15 protein-coding genes are annotated in these 16980 nt (G+C 68.1%); 7 read left to right on the top strand and 8 right to left on the bottom strand.

What is annotated here, in order from left to right; all coding sequences use genetic code 11:
* The first annotated feature begins 75 nt into the window (after window positions 1-75).
* On the top strand, window positions 76-1419 hold the full coding sequence (locus tag H7X47_RS09615) for a hypothetical protein (protein ID WP_193368440.1): 1344 nt from the start codon (window positions 76-78) through the stop codon (window positions 1417-1419).
* 112 nt (window positions 1420-1531) lie between these two features.
* Here H7X47_RS09615 and H7X47_RS09610 read toward each other — a convergent pair whose 3' ends face one another.
* Entirely contained in the window at window positions 1532-1999 is a 468-nt protein-coding gene (locus tag H7X47_RS09610; RefSeq protein ID WP_193368439.1) for a PAS domain-containing protein, read from the bottom strand.
* Window positions 2000-2250: 251 nt separating this feature from the next.
* Here H7X47_RS09610 and arsB point away from each other — a divergent pair, with 251 nt between their 5' ends.
* Complete coding sequence (arsB, locus tag H7X47_RS09605) at window positions 2251-3330, top strand: ACR3 family arsenite efflux transporter (protein WP_193368438.1); 1080 nt, start codon at window positions 2251-2253, stop codon at window positions 3328-3330.
* Between the two features lie 12 nt (window positions 3331-3342).
* Here arsB and H7X47_RS09600 read toward each other — a convergent pair whose 3' ends face one another.
* Window positions 3343-3690: an antibiotic biosynthesis monooxygenase family protein gene (locus H7X47_RS09600; protein WP_193368437.1), complete on the bottom strand. Its 348-nt coding sequence runs from the start codon at window positions 3688-3690 to the stop codon at window positions 3343-3345.
* Complete coding sequence (locus H7X47_RS09595; RefSeq protein ID WP_193368436.1) at window positions 3687-4016, bottom strand: NIPSNAP family protein; 330 nt, start codon at window positions 4014-4016, stop codon at window positions 3687-3689. The genes H7X47_RS09600 and H7X47_RS09595 overlap by 4 nt, the downstream gene beginning before the upstream one ends.
* Window positions 4017-4130: 114 nt before the next feature.
* On the opposite strand from H7X47_RS09595, the gene H7X47_RS09590 reads away from it, so the two are divergent.
* Together H7X47_RS09590 and H7X47_RS09585 are read left to right on the top strand one after the other, a co-directional pair.
* Window positions 4131-4826, top strand: coding sequence for an ArsR/SmtB family transcription factor (locus tag H7X47_RS09590; RefSeq protein WP_193368435.1), 696 nt, complete (start codon window positions 4131-4133; stop codon window positions 4824-4826).
* A 62-nt stretch (window positions 4827-4888) separates the two neighbouring features.
* Window positions 4889-6925 carry an NADH:flavin oxidoreductase gene (locus H7X47_RS09585; RefSeq protein ID WP_193368434.1) on the top strand — a complete coding sequence of 679 codons (2037 nt, stop codon included), beginning with the start codon at window positions 4889-4891 and terminating at the stop codon, window positions 6923-6925.
* Between the two features lie 15 nt (window positions 6926-6940).
* On the opposite strand, the gene H7X47_RS09580 is transcribed toward H7X47_RS09585, so the two are convergent.
* The 3 genes from H7X47_RS09580 to H7X47_RS09570 all read right to left on the bottom strand — a co-directional run bounded on the left by H7X47_RS09580 (window position 6941) and on the right by H7X47_RS09570 (window position 11882).
* On the bottom strand, window positions 6941-8173 hold the full coding sequence (locus tag H7X47_RS09580; protein WP_319633572.1) for an MFS transporter: 1233 nt from the start codon (window positions 8171-8173) through the stop codon (window positions 6941-6943).
* 265 nt (window positions 8174-8438) lie between these two features.
* Complete coding sequence (locus tag H7X47_RS09575; RefSeq protein WP_193368433.1) at window positions 8439-10034, bottom strand: AMP-binding protein; 1596 nt, start codon at window positions 10032-10034, stop codon at window positions 8439-8441.
* A gap of 99 nt (window positions 10035-10133) precedes the next feature.
* A complete protein-coding gene (locus H7X47_RS09570) occupies window positions 10134-11882 on the bottom strand; it encodes an adenylate/guanylate cyclase domain-containing protein (RefSeq protein WP_193368432.1) in 1749 nt (582 codons plus the stop codon).
* 237 nt (window positions 11883-12119) lie between these two features.
* On the opposite strand from H7X47_RS09570, the gene H7X47_RS09565 reads away from it, so the two are divergent.
* Window positions 12120-12440: a cytosolic protein gene (locus H7X47_RS09565; RefSeq protein WP_193368431.1), complete on the top strand. Its 321-nt coding sequence runs from the start codon at window positions 12120-12122 to the stop codon at window positions 12438-12440.
* A gap of 7 nt (window positions 12441-12447) precedes the next feature.
* On the opposite strand, the gene H7X47_RS09560 is transcribed toward H7X47_RS09565, so the two are convergent.
* The gene (locus H7X47_RS09560) at window positions 12448-13371 is read right to left on the bottom strand and encodes an EamA family transporter (RefSeq protein WP_319633571.1); all 924 of its coding nucleotides are present in this window, start codon (window positions 13369-13371) and stop codon (window positions 12448-12450) included.
* 231 nt (window positions 13372-13602) lie between these two features.
* Window positions 13603-14148: a PAS domain-containing protein gene (locus tag H7X47_RS09555; protein ID WP_193368430.1), complete on the bottom strand. Its 546-nt coding sequence runs from the start codon at window positions 14146-14148 to the stop codon at window positions 13603-13605.
* A 227-nt stretch (window positions 14149-14375) separates the two neighbouring features.
* Here H7X47_RS09555 and H7X47_RS09550 point away from each other — a divergent pair, with 227 nt between their 5' ends.
* Window positions 14376-15353 carry an ImuA family protein gene (locus tag H7X47_RS09550; protein WP_193368429.1) on the top strand — a complete coding sequence of 326 codons (978 nt, stop codon included), beginning with the start codon at window positions 14376-14378 and terminating at the stop codon, window positions 15351-15353.
* A gap of 34 nt (window positions 15354-15387) precedes the next feature.
* Window positions 15388-16872, top strand: coding sequence for a Y-family DNA polymerase (locus H7X47_RS09545; RefSeq protein ID WP_193368428.1), 1485 nt, complete (start codon window positions 15388-15390; stop codon window positions 16870-16872).
* Window positions 16873-16980 lie beyond the last annotated feature (108 nt).

Genomic DNA, 16980 nt, shown 5'->3' with positions numbered 1-16980 from the left:
CCTCGTAGGAGGCCGGAACAGCCCGCCCTTGCCGCGGGCCGGTCGGGGGCCTGTGGCCGAACGGAGGAATCTATCATGGCTGCCAATCAGGAGAAGGCGATGAAAGCCAGTGCCGTACCCTGCTGTCCGGAGTTGACGGAGGAGCCTTGCTGCAATCGCCTGACTTGGGACTATCGCCTGATCAATCGCATCGGCGACATTCCCGTCGAAATCAAAATCAGCGTGCTCTTCGAGCGTTGCCCGGGGCCGCTGTCCTTGGGCGACCTGGTCTATTCGACCACGCTGCTGCCGGGTGAGACGGTACGGCTGTTCACATCCAGCCGTAAGAACCGCTTTACCTTCGACAGCGAGTCGCAAGTCAGCTATCGCCACGAGCAGACGTCGGAAGAATCCTACTACATGAGCTCGATGGACCGCTTCATGTCGGACCTCTCCATCCGTGACGACATCGACTCCGACCGCTCCAGCAAGGGTTCCTTCCACACCGAAGGGAGCACGTCGGGCGCCTTGGAGACCGTCTTCGCTGGCGCCTCGGCCGAGCTCAGCGGGAACTACAGCGCCTCCTCGACCTTCGATTTCCTGCGTGAGCTGAAAAGCCACGCTGAGGGGTCCCATGAACGCTCGGTGGAAGCGACCCGCACCTCCAGTTCGGTAACAGTGGGCGAGGTGCAGACCCGCACGCATGCCGAAGGCGAGTCGGAAAGCACATTCGAGGCGGCGACGCGAACGGTTTCAAATCCCAACCGCTGTCACGCGGTGACGTACTTCGCCTACCAGATCAACAAGACGCAGATTGTTCGCTTCAAGATCCTGGCGATTACCCGGCGCGTCATCGATCCCGCCGGCGACAGCAAGGTGACGCTGCAGCCGCCGCGCTTCACGGGCGAGGTCTCGGTGATTCCGCAAGCGGTGCTGGCTACCGATACCCGGCGTGTCGCGGTGGAATCCGTCAGCCGCGCCAGCTTCGTTGCCGACCGTGCGGGCGCCGTCTCGACCGGTGGCGGCGACGTTGGCGGGCAGTTGCAGGGCGTGCAGCTCGCCAGCCGTACGCTGGCGGCGCAGCGCTTCGCCAGCGCCCAGCCGATCCCCGAGGCCGCGCGTCAGCGGGCGCTGCAGGCTGTCGACAAGGACCTGGTCGCTGCCGGCCTGATTGACAAAGTGGGCGGCAATGTGAACCCGAAGCTGGCCGCCGAGCTGTCCTTCGAACTCAAGTCCTGCCTGCCGACTCCGGCGATCCTGGTGAAGGGCTGCCTGGACGAGTGCATCGTCTGCGAGCCGGCGCGGGAGCAGGAGATTAAGCTGGAACTGGAGCGCAAGAAGCTCGAGAACGACCTGCTGGCCAAGCAGATCGCCCTGCTGGAGAAGTCGCAGGAGTACCGCTGCTGCCCGGCCGGTGAAGTCGAGGAGGAAGAGGCCTGAACGCCTTTTGAGGCCGAGGCCGGAGCCAAAGGCTCTCCTGGCTGCGGTCCGGTTTTTGGGGGCGTGCCGGGTAACCGGTACGCCCCATTTTTTGCGCGGCGGTCGAGCGCCGCTAACCTTCGTCGAAGATCGCCAGGAAGATCTGCACTACCGTCCCGTCGCGCTCTTCCGAGAAGATCGGCAGCAGCAGGCGATAGGCGGTGACGTAGTCTTTCTGGAAGATGCGGATGTGGTGGGCCAGCGGCCGCTTCGAGCGATAGACGGACAGCAACTCCTCATGCAGGTTGACGCCAAGGCTGCGGTCGATGTCGCGGGCGGTCTTGCTGGTCCAGTCCTCGCCGGTCAGGGCCACGACCTCCGTGCCGTTCAGGCGCATACGAAAGTTCATCGCGCGGTCGGGGCCGCCGTCCTCCACCACGTAGACGTCGATGTTGCCGAGCCAGGGCTTGAGGACAAAAGGGGTGAAGTCCTCCCGCGTCGGGCCTTTGCCGTCAGCGTTGAACCGCTGCCATGCAGCGAGCAGCGCCACCGCGCTCTCCGGCGGTTGGGCTTCGCTCTCGACAAGCTCAATGCTGACCATAGCGCCCCAAGCCGCTGTTTCCCCAAGACGATGCAGACCGGCCCCACCGGACGGCCTGCACTACCGCCCCGGAAAACCTTGCAGGCGTTGTTATCGCACAAACGAGGAAGCCTTGCCTAGCGCCTGGGTTGCGCGCGCCGCCCGGCGGGCCGCCTGCGTCATCCGGCCACTGTTGCCTTGAGCCGATTTGCGGCATAGTCGCGCGGCGTCGCCCCTGGCGTCGCCGGAGGGCTGTGAAAGACGGGGATTCTATGAAAAGTGAAACACTTACGGTAGCTGAAAGGGCCGCCGGCGGCATCGGATTTTTCGAAAAATGGCTCTCGCTCTGGGTCGCGCTCTGCATCACCGCGGGCATCGGCCTGGGCAACACCCTGCCGGCTGTGTTCCGCTTTCTCGCCGGGCTGGAATACGCCTCGGTGAACCTGGTGGTAGCCGTCCTCATCTGGGGCATGGTCTACCCCATGATGGTGAACGTGGACTTCGCCAGCCTGCGTCACATCGGCGAGCGGCCCAAAGGCCTGGTGATTACCATCGTCGTCAACTGGCTGGTGAAGCCCTTCACCATGGTGGCGCTGGGCTTGTTGTTCTTCGAGGTTTTCTTCGCCGATCTCATCGCCCCCGCCGACGCGCAGCAGTATATCGCCGGCCTCATCCTGCTCGGCGCGGCGCCCTGCACGGCCATGGTCTTCGTCTGGTCGCAGCTGACCCGCGGCGACGCCACCTACACCCTGGTGCAGGTGTCGCTGAACGACGTCATCATGGTCTTCGCCTTCGCGCCCATCGTCGCCTTCCTGCTGGGCGTCACCGACATCGACGTACCCTGGCAGACGCTACTGCTCTCCGTCGGGCTCTACGTGGTCATCCCGCTCATCGCCGGCATCCTGACCCGCCGCCATCTCTCGAGGGCGGCGCGGAACGGCAGGAACGGGGAGGCTGCGGTGACGCTTTTCACCCGGAAGGTGAAACCTTTCTCGGTGGTGGCGCTGCTGGCCACGGTGGTGCTGCTCTTCGGCTTCCAGGGCCATGTGATCCTGGAGCGGCCGCTGCTCATCGCCCTCATCGCCCTGCCGTTGCTGGTGCAGTCCTACGGCATCTTCATTGTCGCCTACGGTGCGGCCTACCTCTGGCGCGTGCCTTTCAACGTTGCCGCGCCCTGCGCCCTGATCGGCACCTCGAACTTCTTCGAGCTGGCGGTCGCCGTCGCCATCAGCCTCTTCGGGCTCAACTCCGGTGCCGCCCTGACCACGGTGGTCGGCGTGCTGGTCGAGGTGCCGGTCATGCTGTCGCTGGTCGCCTTCGCCAACCGCACCCGGGCGCATTTCCCGGGCTGAAGCCGCAGCGCCCTATTCGGCGTGGGCCCGCCGGCTGTCGGCGGGCGCCTCTGCCCGCTCTGTCAGGCCGTAGTCACGGATCACCTCGGCGACGCGCAGGCGGTAGTCCGCAAAGACGCCCAACCGGCCTTGCGCCTGGGCGTTGCGGTGGGCGCTGAGCCGGCGCCATTGCCGGACTGCGGCCTCGTCGCGGAAGAAGGAGAGGGAGAGAACCTTCTCCGGATCGCTGAGGCTCTGGAAGCGCTCTACCGAGATGAAGCCGTCGACCTCTTCCAGCAGCGGGCGCAACTCGGCGGCCAGGTCCAGGTAATCCTGTTTGCGGCCCTCGGCCGGTTCCACTTCGAAGATGACGGCGATCATCCGCCCTCTCCGCCGCCGTGGGGCGCCGAGACCAGCTTCACGAAGGTGCGGTCCTCGCGCAGCAGGAACTTTTCCCTCTGCGCGAAGGCGTAGTTCTCCTGCCCCAGCGGGTCGGCGGCCAGGCGCGCGCGGTAGGCTTCGTAGTCGGCCAGGCTCTTAACGTTGTAGATGCCGTAGGCCAGGGTGGTGGAACCCTCGTGCGGGGCGAAATAGCCGACAAGGCCGGCCCCGCAGCGCGGAATGGCCTGTCCCCAGTTCCGGGCGTAGTGGGTGAAGTGTTCCTTCTTGGTCGGGTCGATGTGGTAGCGGATGACGCAGGTCAGCATGGATGGCCCTCGAACGCTTGCAGCAGGTTGTCAGGATTGTTTGCAGCCGTGATCCTAGCGTCTTGTCGGTCGTTCATGCTTCGTTTAGCATCGAACTATGGGAGGCATCGACTCATGAAAGAAGGTCCCGACATCGCGCGCCTCGCCGCGCTGATCGGCGATCCCGCCCGCGCCAACATGCTGACCGCGCTGATGAGCGGCAAGGCGCTGACCGCCAGCGAGCTGGCGGCGGAGGCGGGCGTCACCCTGCAGACCGCCAGCGCGCACCTGGCCAAGCTGGACCAGGGCGGCCTGCTGCGGCAGCGCAAGCAGGGGCGGCACAAGTACTTCACCCTCGCCGGCAGCGAAGTCGCCGCGGTGCTGGAGGCGCTGATGGGGCTCGCCGCCGGGGCCGGCCACCTGCGCAGCCGCACCGGTCCCCGGGATCCGGAGCTGCGCAAGGCGCGGGTCTGCTATAACCACCTGGCCGGCGATCTGGGGATTCGCCTCTACGACAGCCTCGTCGCCCGCGGGTTTCTGACCCTGGGCGAGGCGGGCCTGGACCTCAGCGAGGCGGGTCGCAGCTTCATGCAGCGCTTCGACCTCGACCTGGCGGACCTGGCCACCCGGCGCAGCCCGCTGTGCCGCGAGTGCCTGGACTGGAGCGAGCGCCGCTCCCACCTCGCCGGCAGTCTTGGTCGCGCGCTCTTGGGCAGGTTCGAGGATCTCGGCTGGGCCCGCCGCGTCGAGGGTACCCGCATCGTCCGCTTCTCGCCGAAAGGGGAGGCGGCCTTCCGGCGCAGGTTCCCGCTGTCGGGGCAGGGCGGCTAGAGGACTGCGGCCTTGCGGTGGTCGGGGGTGTAGAAGGGAAAATTCGGGAAACGAGATCAGCCATGTCCAACGATCCTCTTCTCCAGCCCTACCGATTGAAGCACTTGACCCTGCGCAACAGGATCATGATCACCTCGCACGAGCCGGCCTATCCCGAGGACGGGATGCCGAAGAAGCGTTACCGCGCCTACCATGCCGAGCGCGCCAAGGCGGGGGTGGCCCTGACGATGACGGCCGGATCGGCCTCTGTCGCGCGCGACAGCCCGCCGGCCTTCAACAATATCCTCGCCTGGAAGGACGAGGTCGTGGGCTGGATGCGCGAGCTGACGGACGAATGTCACGACCATGGCTGCGCGGTCATGATCCAGCTCACCCATCTCGGCCGCCGCACCCGCTGGGATAAGGCCGACTGGCTGCCGGTGGTCTCCGCCGGGCACGAGCGCGAGCCTGCGCACAAGGCGTTCCCGAAGATGGTCGAGGACTGGGACATCGCTCGCATCATCGAAGACTACGCCACCGCCGCTGATCGGATGAAGGTGGCAGGTCTCGACGGTATCGAGATCGAGGCCTATGGGCATCTGGTGGATCAGTTCTGGTCGCCGCTGACGAATGGCCTCGACGCGCCCTACGGCGGCAGTCTCGACAACCGCCTGCGCTTTACCTTCGAAGTGCTGAGCGCAATCCGAAAGCGGGTCGGCGAGGCGTTCATCGTCGGCGTCCGCTACACAGGCGACGAGGACCTGCCCGGCGGCCTGACCAAGGAGGACGGGCTGGAGATATCACACCGCCTGAAGGACTGCGGCATGGTCGATTTCCTGAACGTCGTGAAGGGCCACATCGATACGGATGCAGGGCTGACCGACGTGATCCCGGTGCAGGGGATGCGCTCTGCGCCGCACCTGGAATTCGCCGGAGAGATCCGCGCGGCCACGCAGTTCCCCACCTTCCACGCCGCCAAGATACCCGATGTCGCGACGGCACGTTTTGCGATCTCCAGCGGCAAGCTCGACATGGTCGGGATGACGCGGGCCCATATGACCGACCCCCATATCGTCGCGAAGATTGTTGCCGGCGAGGAAGAGCGCATCCGCCCCTGCGTCGGCGCCAACTACTGTCTCGACCGCATCTACCAGGGTGGTGCGGCCTATTGCATCCACAATCCGGCCACCGGTCGCGAGCTGTCGTTGCCGCACAGTATCCCCAAAGCCGGGACGCGGCGTCGCATCGTCGTCGTCGGGGCCGGGCCGGCGGGCATGGAGGCCGCGCGCGTCGCGGGCGAGCGCGGTCACGAGGTGATCGTGCACGAGGCCGCGAGCGATCCGGGCGGCCAGATCCGCCTCACCGCGCAGACGCAGCGCCGCCGCGAGATGATTTCGATCATCGACTGGCGCTTCGCCGAGTGCTCGCGCCTGGGGGTGACCTTCCGCTTCAACAGCTTCGCCGATGCGGAGATGGTGCTGGCCGAGCAGCCGGAGGTGGTCATCATCGCCACCGGCGGGCTGCCCCATACCGAAATCCTGCGGACGGGCAACGACCTGGTCGTCTCGGCCTGGGATATCCTTTCGGGCGACGTGCCGCCTGGGACGGACGTGCTGATTTACGACGATGCCGGCGACTACGCCGCGCTGCAGGCGGCGGAGGCGATCGCCGCCACCGGAGCGAAAGTCGAGGTCATGACCCGAGACCGGACTTTTGCTTCCGAGGTCATGGCCATGTCGCTGACCCCTTCGATGCGCGAGCTTCAGAAGAGGGAGGTGACCTTCACGGTGACCTGGCGACTCGATGCGGTACGGCGGGACGGCAACGAACTGGTGGCCGAGATCGGCAGCGACTATGGCGACGTCACCCGCGAACGCCGTGTCGACCAGGTGGTCGTGAACCACGGCACCCGGCCGCTGGACGATGTCTACTTCGAGCTGAAGCCGCGGTCTTCCAACCTGGGTGAGGTCGACTACGAGGCGTTGGTCGCGGGGCGACCCCAGGCGGTGGCAAAGAACCCGCAAAGCGGATTCCAGCTGTTCCGTATCGGCGATGCCGTCGCGGCGCGCAACACCCACGCGGCCATCCACGACGCCCTGCGCCTGGTGAAGGACATCTGATTGAAGGTTATCTGATCAGGCGGCGACCGCCTGCCGGCGCCGGATGGTGAGGAACAGCGAGCCGACGATGACCAGGTTGAAGACCCCGGCCAGCGCGGCGTTGGCGAAGCTCACGTCGTAGCCGCCGGTCAGGTCGTAGAACAGCCCGCCCTGGTAACCGCCCAGGCCGTGGCCCAGCCAGCCGAACGCCAGGATGATACCGGTCGCCCCGGCCCGCCGCGTGGCGGGCGTCAGGGCGCGCGTGGTGACCAGCACACCGGTCATCACGCCGGCGTAGCCGAAGCCGTAGATCGGCGCGAAGATGTAGAGCAGGTCCAGGTCGGTGATCCGCGTGAAGACGAAGACCAGGACCGTCTGCCACAGGGAGGCCGTCATATAGGCGGGGATCGCGCCGATCATGTCGGCCAGCTGTCCGAAGGCGACGCGGCCGACGATGGCCGCGATCATCATGGTGAAGAGCACGCCGCCGGCTTCCGGCGCCGAGATCCCCTGGCCCTGGATCAACGGCACCAGATGCATCAGCGGCACGGCCATGCAGGTGCAGCACATCAAGACCGCGAGGCTCATCGCCGGCACGACCACATTGAGAGGCAGGGGCGGGCTGTCCTCCCGGCCGGCGGCGGCTTGGGCGCCGCGCTGCGGCGGCGCGCGCATCAGCAGGGCGAGCGGCACCAGCAGGGCCAGCGTGATGAGGCCCTGGGCCATGAAGGCGCCGCGCCACCCCAACTCGTCAATCAGGAAGGCGGTGCCGAAGGGGACGCCACCTTGTCCCATTCCCTGGCCCGCTGCGGCGATGCCGATGGCCAGGCCCGCCCCCTTGCGGAACCAGTTGCCGACCAGCGCGATCAGGGGCGCGAAGAGCGCACCGCCGCCGAAGGCCCCGGCCAGGAAGAACAGCAGGTAGAACTGCCACAGCGCCTCGGCCCAGGATGCCGCCACCACGCAGAGACTCGTCACGACCACGCTGAAGAGGCAGATCTTGCGGATATCCGCTCGGTCGGCGATGCGGCCCATGACGATGCCGCCGATGGCCAGCCCGACCAGGCCGACGGTATTGATGAAGGCGATGGCACCGCGCGCCCAGCCGAAGGCTTCCTCCAGAGGGATGAAGAAGACCGAAAGGCCGTTCACCAGCTGGCCCATGACGATGGCCAGCATGGCCGCCGCCGTGAAGGCGATGACCCAGCGGTAGGCGGGTTCGCGGTCGTCGCGCGGGGTTAGGTCGTCTTTGCTCGCGGCTTGTTCCACCGATCGATCCTCGTCCGGCTGTGTTCGGCGCCGCCGGTCTTTCAATCCACTTGAAATCTACGGGGGCGAGCGCCCACCGTCACTTTTCGGCCTCCATGGCGCCGAAAGACGTCCTTCTTCGACGACACATCATACTATCTAGGGCACGGTGGTTTCAGCAGCATTTCGCCGGAAGCGCCTTTGCGTATCCTTTGTTTCCATCTGCCAGCACTGGGTGCTTTTTGCCTGTGCCAATCGGCCTTGCGTGGAATTCGGGGCACCGCGTTCAGCTCCGATCTCGATCCCAGGTTGTCTCCGCCACGCCGCGGTCGCGCAGCTTCGCCTTCTGCACCTTGCCGGTGGGCGTCTTGGGCAGCTCCGGCAGGATCTCGATGAAGCGCGGCTGGGCGTAGCGCGGCAGCTCCATCTCCGCCTGGGCGGCGACCTCTGCCGCCGTCACCCCGTCGCCGGGCGCCGGCACCACGGCCAGCATGATCTCGTCCTCGCCGCCCTCGATGTCGGCGGGCACGGCGTAGGCCGCGGCCTCCGTCACGCCCGCCAGGCGCTCGATAGCGGCTTCCACCTCGAAGGAGGAGATGTTCTCGCCGCGCCGGCGGATGCAGTCCTTCATGCGGTCGACGAAGACGATGTAGCCGTCGTCCTCCATCACCGCCGCGTCGCCGGTGTGGAACCAGAGGTTCCGCCAGGCCTCGACGGTCTTGTCGGGCATGCCGTGGTAGCCGGTGGTGAAGCCGAAGGCCGCCTTGGGGCGCACCATGATCTCGCCGACGCGGCCCGGCGGCAGCGCCTGGTCGGTCTCGGGGTCGCGCACTTCCACGTCGAAGTAGCGCGCGTAGACCTTGCCGCAGGTGCCCGGGCGCGGACGGCCCAGCTCGCCGTAGAGCGGGATGTTCACCTCGGTCATGCCGTAGAGCGGCACCACGTCGGCGATGCCGAAGCGTTCGCGCAGCGCCTTGTCGTGGGCCGGCGCGTCGGGCGCGGCGCCGACCACGCGCAGCCGGTGGTCGCGGTCGTCCTCGGCCGGGGGCTGCGCCAGGATGAAGGCGGTGACCGCGCCCAGCAGGTTGGATGCCGTGGCCTCGAAGCGGCGGATGTCGGCGATCCAGGAGGAGGCGCTGAAGCGTTCGCGCAGGACGGCGCCGGCCCCGGCGATGAGCGTCGCGCCCAGCTGCATGAAGAGACCGTTGGCGTGGAACAGCGGCAGGCAGATGTAGAAGCGGTCCTCCGGCGTCAGCGCGAAGTTGTCGATGGTGCCCAGCCCGAAGAGAAAGCAGTGGGCATGCGGCATGAGCACCCCCTTGGCCGGGCCGGTGGTGCCGGAGGTGTACATGATGCAGGCGGTGTCGGCGGCGGCGGGCAGCGGCCCCGTCCAGGGCCGGGCCTCCCGCCAGTCCGACAGCGCCACGCCGCGGAAGGGCGCGGGGGCGTCTTGTGCTTTTCCGGCGACCACCAGCGTTTCCAAGGCCGGCAGGCGTTCGGCGATCTCCGCGATGCGCGCCAGCCGCTCCGCGTCCAGCACCGTGACGCGGCAGCCGGTGTCGGCGAGTTGGTGCGCCAGGAAGGCGCCCTTCAGCTCGTTGTTGAGGGCGACGACCACGGCGCCCAGGCGCATCAGCCCCAGCCAGACTCGCACGAAATCCAGGCCGTTGGGCAGCAGCACCGCCACCGGCTCGCCCGGCTTCACCCCCAGCCCGGCGAAGAAGCCCGCGACCTTGTCGGCCTCGGCCGCCGCCTCACCGTAGGTGAGGGTCGTGCCGTCGGTGACGGCGGTCAGGAAGGGCTGGTCCCCCCGAGCCGCGGCCTGGAACCGCAAGGCTTCCGGCAGCACCCAGCGCCGCTCGTCGCGCAAGCCGTCGTACATGAAACGCGGTTCCTCCCCGAGACGTTCGCGCGGTTCCTTTCCGGCCGCGCTTTGCCGCGCGATCTTACGATCCGGGCCGGGAGGTGGCCAGGGGAGTCGTCAGTCTCTGGGAAGTCCCGCGGCGGCCAGGGCCTCGATGTCGGCCTGAAGCCCCTGCTTGTCCGCCCGGTACTGCGTGCTTGCCCAGGTGGAGATCGAGAAGTCCTTGCGAAGGGCGAGGAGTTGCTCGGCGGTGCGCGCCGCCTCTTCCGGCCGGCCGGACTGCTGATAGACGAGTACGAGGTCGACCAGGCCGAAGCCCGGGACTCTCGCGTGGTAGGCCTTGAAGGCGGCGATGGCTTCCTCGGTTCTTCCGGCGAGCCGATAGGCGTTGCCGAGGTGCCCCCGATAGGAGGCGGGATAGTTCGGGCTCAGCTTCAATGCGCGCTCGCCGTGGGTGACCGCCTCATCGGGGAAGCCCGCAAAAGCGAGAATGAAGCAGCCGAAGCTGGCCGCGTCGGCCGAGCCCGGTGCGAATTGAGCCGCCCGCCGTGCTTTCGCCGCAGCCTCTTCGTGGCGTCCGGCCTGCAGCAGGGCGAGGCCCGCCGTCACGTTGGCGTCCGGATTCTCGGGGTCGAGGTCCAGTGCGCGCTCGGCATAGCTCATGGCCTTCTGATGCGCCGTTTCCCGATCCTCCCACCAACCAAAGCGGGCATCGGCGTAGTGCACCAGGCTGATCATCGCGTTAAGAGAGGACGAAGCGGGGTCGAGCGCCAGCGCCTTGGTCCAGCAAGAGAGCGCGGCTCCCAGACTCTCTTTGGTGACCGACTGGCGATAGTGGTGGAGACCTTGCACCCAGAAACTCCAGGCTTCCACGTTGCCGGTCGTCGTGTAGCGCAGCCGTGCCTGTTCACCCTCTGTCAGCTTGACCTGCATCTCGGTCGCCAGGACCAGGGTGATCTCGTCCTGGACGGCGAAGATGTCGTCCATGGACCGGTCGTAGCGCTCAGCCCAGACATGCGCGCCGCCGGCGTCGATCAGCTGTGCCGTAATGCGGATGCGGTCGCCGGCCCGGCGCACGCTGCCCTCGAGGACGTATTGCACACCAAGCTGGTTGGCCACCGCGCGAATGTCGACGGCCTGGCCCTTGTAGACGAAGGTCGAGTTGCGCGCGATCACCCGCAGCCCGGTCAGCTTGGAGAGCGTCGTGATGATGTCCTCCACCAGCCCGTCGGCGAAGTACTCCTGCTCCGGATCGCCGGACATGATGGTGAAGGGCAGGACCGCTATGGAGGGGAGGTCGCGCGCGCCGGATGGCGGTTGCGCCTTCGCGGGGCCGCCGTTGCCGGTCCAGCGCCAGGCCCGGACCGGCGTCTCGATGTTCTTGAGGGTCAAGGTGCCGGCGTCGTCGAAGCTGACGCCGACCTTGCCCCTGACCTGGGCATGAATCGAATCGGAAATCAGAACGCCGCCGGTCGGTGCCTGTCCCTCCAGGCGCGCCGCCAGGTTGACGCCGTCGCCGAAAATGTCGTCGCCGTCGATGACGATGTCACCGAGGTTCACGCCGATGCGGAATTCCAGCGGTGCCTGGTCCGGGTTCGACTGCTTGAAAGACGCCATGGCCTGTTGAACGGCAAGGGCGCAGGTCACCGCTTCGACCGCGCTGGCGAATTCGACCAGCGCGCCGTCTCCCATCATCTTGACGATCCGGCCGTGGTGGGCGGCGACGGCGGGATTGAACTGCTCGGCCCAGACGGTGCCCATGGCCGCGAGCGTTCCGGCTTCGTCGGCCGCCATGAGCCGCGAGTAGCCGGCGATGTCGGCGGCGAGGACCGCCGCGAGGCGCCGCTGCGTTCTTGGTTCACCCATCCTGCGTGTCCCGCGTCCGGGCCGGGGAAGATATCCCTGAATTCTAGGTCTGGCGCTGCGGGATGTATATCAGAGTCCACAAAGGCCGCCGCTCTCCGGCGGCTTCAAGGTCCGGCCGGGGGCGCCGCATCATCGGAGGTTGAAGAGTGACCCGCGACTTCGCGATGGGAGTCGCGCTCGACGCAACGGAGATCCGGCCCCATATTAGTGGTTCAGCTAGCCGAGGGAGGCCCTGCGATGAAATGCTTCATGCTGTTCACGGGGAGCGGTCCCCTGGTCATCCTGACGTCCTACGGCTCCGCCACGGACGATGACCTGCTGGAGAAGCTCCGGACCAAGGGGATCGACAAGTTCCTGGCCTACGAGATTTCCATTCCGCTGGCGCAGGAGCGCTACGGCGCGCACTTCGGGGCCGTCAAGCGCGACCTGCACCAGGAGGACGACCTGCGGATCCTGGATTACAACGGCGAGCGGGCGTTCCGCCTGTTCCACTTCCGCGAACTGGCGAGCCCCATCACCTACGAGGTCCAGCCCCAGGAGACGGCGCAGCGGGCTTAGCCGCCGCCTAACCGCCGAGGATCAGCAGCAGGATCGCCGCCAGGATCAGGGCCACGCCCAGAAGCTCCAGGCGCGACGTCTTCTCCTTGAAGAAGACCACCGAGGCGATGAAGGTGAAGACCAGCTCGATCTGGCCGACGGCACGCACGTAGGCGGCGTTCTCCAGCGTGAAGGCGGTGAACCAGCCGACCGAGGCGAGGAAGCCGGAGACGCCGACCATCAGCGCGGGGCGCCAATGGCGGAAGATCGCGCTCATCTGGCCGGGCTCGCGCAGCAGCAGGTAGGCGCCCATGATCACCGTCTGCATGGTCAGCGCGACCGCCAGGGTGAAGGCGGCGCGCATCACCACCGCGCCCCCACCCAGTGCCTCATAATCCAGGCTGAGCGAGGCGCCGCGGAAGAACACCACCGAGGCGCCCAGGCAGGCGCCGCACAGCAGGCCGATCATCGTCGTGCGCTCGAAGAGGCTGGTCGCCAGCGTCCTCCAGGTCAGGTCCTGGTGGGCCACCGACAGCGCGACGATCCCCACCATGCCGGCGGCGATGGCGAAGACGCCGACCAGGCTGATGGTGTCGCCCAGCAGGATGAGGCCCAGGAAGGCCACCTGGATCACCTCGGTCTTGGAGTAGGTCGTGCCGACCGCGAAGTTGCGGAAGGAGAAGAGGTAGACCAGCAGGAAGGTGAAGGCGATCTGGCTGACGCCGCCCAAGAGGCAGTATAGCAGGAAGAGGCCGCTCACCTGCGGCAGCTCGAAACCGCCGACCTGCTGCACGCCCGCCGCATAGAGCAGCGCGAAGGGCCAGGCGTAGAAGAAGCGCACGTAGCTCGCCCCGCCCGTCGACAGCCGCCCCTTCAGATGCTTCTGCAGGGCAGAGCGCAGGTTCTGCATGAAGGCAGCGAAGACGGTGATGGGAATCCAAAGGGAGATCACGGGGGGCGGGGTCCTCAGGAGGTCTTGCGGCGGGCTGTCGCCGCGCCCTGCGGCGGCGCGGAAAACCCCAGGGCCGCCGGCCGCAGGGGGCAGCGCCCGTCATTCAGCATCTCGGACATGAATGCTTCCCCTCGTCGACGGTTCCGCAAAGATCGTTCGCGGCCAGGCGATTTTAGGGGCGGGGGAGAGGGAAGGCCAGGGGCGCGTTCAGCCGCGCCGCCGGCGCCGCCTCTAGCTCCGGGGCTCGAAGTCTTCCTGCACGGCCAGGATGGTCTGCGGCAGGCCGACCGGCTGGAAGAAGACCTGCGCCGAGAGGACGACGTCGACGCTGTCGGCGTCGCTGCTCAGCGGCAGCATCAGGCGTTTCGTCTGCAGCGCGCGTCCGGCGTAGGCGCTGACCGAATAGATCGGGCTCTTGCCGTCGACGACGCGGCTGTAGAGATCCTCGATGTAGGTGAGGTAGCGGCCCTGCATCAGGGTGTCGATGTAGCGCCCGCGCATGGGGCCGCCGAAGTTCTCCTCCACCTCCGCGCCGCACAGCCGGTAGCGGTAGCGCCGGCCGCCGGCGGTCTTCTCCACCTGGGTGACGAGCAGGATGGGGAGCAGCTTCGGGATGTCGATGGGATCGACCTCGGCGTAGGACGGCGCAAAGCGCGCGCTGCGCAGAGCGTCCCAATAGCGATAGACCGCGCTCAGCCGCGGATCATCGATCTGCTCGAGAAAGCGGGCGGTAGCGACGGATCCTGAAGGTGTCCAATCAGGTTCGGAAGCGGTCACGATGTGTCCTCGGTAGGATTCCACGGTGTTGAGGGGCCCCGGGCCGCCTCTCGCTACGCCTTCGCTCAGTCTATTGATTTTCGCCTTAAAGAAGAATGACTGCGGGGCCCTTTCCGGGGCCGGTCTCTGTCCGGCGCGCCCACCCCCAACCTTGACTCTTCGGCTAGGATTTATTAGAACAAAAAGAGAACATACACGATGGTAATCCCTGGGTTGAAGGGCAGGCGATGTCGCTGCTTCTGCGCGCGCAAGAGCAAGGAAAAGGCCGGGTTTCCGGGGCCGCCGGGAGCGGGCGGCCGGGGCCGCGCGGCGGCGCGGCGGGCTTTTCCGAGTCCCCCGCTGCGGTCTCTGTAGAACAGGACAGGAAAGTTCTTGGCCTTGCGGCCCTGCGCGATCAGGTAAGGCGCCTCGAGCAGGGGGCGCTGGCCGGGCGCAGGCGCCCCGTCGCGCCCCTGGGGCTTGCGGCCCTCGACGCGGCGCTGCCCGGCGGCGGGCTGCCGCTCGGCGCGCTGCACGAGATCGAGGGCGAACGCGCGGAGTGGGACGACGGCGTCACCCTCGGCTTCTGCCTGGCGCTCCTGGCGCGCCTGGAAAAGGCCTGCCCCAAGTCTGGGCAGATCCTCTGGGTCTCGCGCCAGGGCGACCTCTACCCGCCGGCGCTGGTGGGCCAGGGGCTCGACCCCGGGCGCTTCCTGCTGGTGCGCGCGAAAAGCGACGCCGAGGTGCTCTGGGCGATGGAGGAGGGGCTGCGCTGCCGCCGCCTCGCCGCCGTGGTGGGGGAGGTCGAAGGCCTCGACCGCCTCGCCGGGCGGCGCCTGCAGTTGGCCGCCGAGTCGAGCCTGACCGCGACGGGCGGCGTCACCGCCTTCGCCCTGCACCGCCGCTTCCGCCCGCTGTGCCAGGGCCGCGCGGCCAGCGCCGCGCTCAGCCGCTGGCGCGTGACGGCCGCGGCCTCGCAGGACGAAGAAGACGCGACATTCATCGGCCGCCCGCGCTGGCGGCTCGACCTCCTGCGCTGCCGCGGGGCGGCGCCGGGGTCCTGGCATGTGGAGTGGGACGATGCGGCGTGTGGTTTCGCTCTGGCTCCCGCGCTTCGCGACCGACCGCTGGTTCCGGGCGAGGGCCCAGAACAGCCGGCAGAGCAGCCGGCAGGACGCTCGCCCGCGCGGGACGCGGAGATCGTCGCCCTCCGGCAAGCCGGCTGAGACGGAACGGGCTGAGGCACGGCAGCCGCTCGCTTTGGTAAGCGATGACGGCCAGCGTCTGAGCCTGGCCGCGGTGAACGCGGAAGCGGAGGCCGCGGGGCTCGAGCCCGGCCTGCCGCTGGCCGAGGCGCGCGCCCTGCTGCCCGGCCTTATCACCGTTCCCCACGACCCGGCGGTCGACGCCCGCGCCCTCGCCGCGCTCGCCGCCTGGTGCGCGCGCTACACGCCCTGGAGCGCGCCCGATTCGACGGAGGAAGGAGAAGGCAAGGGGCCGGGCGGTGCCGCCGGGGTGCTGCTCGACGTCTCCGGCTGCGGCCACCTCTTCGGTGGTGAGCACGCCCTCTTGGAGGACCTGCAGGCGCGCCTCGCCGGCTTCGGCTACAGCGCCCGCGCGGCGCTGGCCGACACCATCGGGGCCGCCTGGGCCATGGCGCGCTTTTCCACCTCCGCCGGGCACCCCTGCGTCGTGGTGCTGCCCGGGCGTCAGCGCGCCGCCCTCGCGCCCCTGCCGCTGGCGGCCCTGCGCCTGCCGCCCGCCACGGTGGAGCTGATGGACCGTCTGGGCTTGCGCCGCGTCGAGGACCTCTACAACCTCACGCCGGCGGTGATGACGCCGCGCTTCGGCGCGCAGGCGGTGCGCCGCCTGGGACAGGCCGTGGGCGCGGAGGGCGAGGCGCTGTCGCCGCGCCAGCCGCCGGCAGCCCATCTCACCCGCCAGATCTTCGCCGAGCCCTTGAGCGACCCCGAGGACATCGCCCGTGCGACGGGCCTGCTGCTCGACCATCTCTGCCGCGAGCTGGCGCGGGCCGGGCGCGGCGCAAGACAACTGGAACTGACGGCTTACCGCAGCGACGGCAGCCTGCAGCGCCTCTCCCTCGGCGCCAGCCGGCCGAGCCGCGACGCCAGGCACCTGCGCCGCCTCTTCACCGAGAAGCTGCCGCAGATCGACCCCGGCTTCGGTATCGAGGTCATGACCCTGGGCGCGACCTTGACCGCGCCGCTGGCCGCGCAACAGGGTGAGCTGCGCCGGGTGGAGGAGAAATTGGTGAGCGGCGCAGATGGCGCGCAGAGCCTGCCCGAACTGGTCGATCGCCTGGGCAGCCGTCTGGGGCTGGAGGCCGTGCGCGCCCCGCGCCTGCGCGAAAGCCATCTTCCGGAGCGTGCCTTTGCGCTTCAACCGGCCGCTGGGGAGGCCGCTTCGGGAAAAGCAAACGACGACTGGCAGAAGACGCCGCATCCGAAGCTCAGGCCGCTGCGCCTGCTGGCGCGCCCGGAGCCGGTGGAGGCGGTCTCCCTGCTGCCCGACTACCCGCCGGCGCAGTTCCGCTGGCGCCGGGTGCTGCACCAGGTGGTGCGCGCCGAGGGCCCGGAGCGCCTGCTCGGCGAGTGGTGGCGGAGCGATCCGGAAGAGGGCGACGCCCCGCCGCGTGACTACTTCCGCGTCGAGGACGAAGACGGCCGCCGCTACTGGCTCTACCGCGCCGACGGCCGCTGGTTCCTGCACGGCCTGTTCGGGTGAGGGGTGATGCGCTAGGCGCCATACCCCCACCCTAACCCTCCCCCACAAGGGGGGAGGGGAAACCAAAAGCGGGAGGAGATGTGTAGAGGGAAAAGACTCTGTCATTCG

This window comes from Pelagibius marinus, from assembly GCF_014925385.1.
In the GTDB taxonomy this organism is placed as follows: Bacteria; Pseudomonadota; Alphaproteobacteria; order Kiloniellales; family Kiloniellaceae; genus Pelagibius; species Pelagibius marinus.
Note: the sequence above shows the minus strand (reverse complement) of the source record. Positions and strands in the feature narration are given on the sequence as shown.

Bases quoted from the DNA above. Each gene is read 5' to 3' on its own strand.
- H7X47_RS09550 (WP_193368429.1), top strand. From the start codon at position 14,376: ATGTCGCTGCTTCTGCGCGCGCAAGAGCAAGGAAAAGGCCGGGTTTCC.
- H7X47_RS09610 (WP_193368439.1), bottom strand. From the start codon at position 1,999: ATGGTCAGCATTGAGCTTGTCGAGAGCGAAGCCCAACCGCCGGAGAGC.
- H7X47_RS09595 (WP_193368436.1), bottom strand. From the start codon at position 4,016: ATGCTGACCTGCGTCATCCGCTACCACATCGACCCGACCAAGAAGGAA.
- H7X47_RS09600 (WP_193368437.1), bottom strand. From the start codon at position 3,690: ATGATCGCCGTCATCTTCGAAGTGGAACCGGCCGAGGGCCGCAAACAG.
- H7X47_RS09615 (WP_193368440.1), top strand. From the start codon at position 76: ATGGCTGCCAATCAGGAGAAGGCGATGAAAGCCAGTGCCGTACCCTGC.
- H7X47_RS09565 (WP_193368431.1), top strand. From the start codon at position 12,120: ATGAAATGCTTCATGCTGTTCACGGGGAGCGGTCCCCTGGTCATCCTG.
- H7X47_RS09585 (WP_193368434.1), top strand. From the start codon at position 4,889: ATGTCCAACGATCCTCTTCTCCAGCCCTACCGATTGAAGCACTTGACC.
- H7X47_RS09590 (WP_193368435.1), top strand. From the start codon at position 4,131: ATGAAAGAAGGTCCCGACATCGCGCGCCTCGCCGCGCTGATCGGCGAT.
- arsB (WP_193368438.1), top strand. From the start codon at position 2,251: ATGAAAAGTGAAACACTTACGGTAGCTGAAAGGGCCGCCGGCGGCATC.
- H7X47_RS09575 (WP_193368433.1), bottom strand. From the start codon at position 10,034: ATGTACGACGGCTTGCGCGACGAGCGGCGCTGGGTGCTGCCGGAAGCC.
- H7X47_RS09570 (WP_193368432.1), bottom strand. From the start codon at position 11,882: ATGGGTGAACCAAGAACGCAGCGGCGCCTCGCGGCGGTCCTCGCCGCC.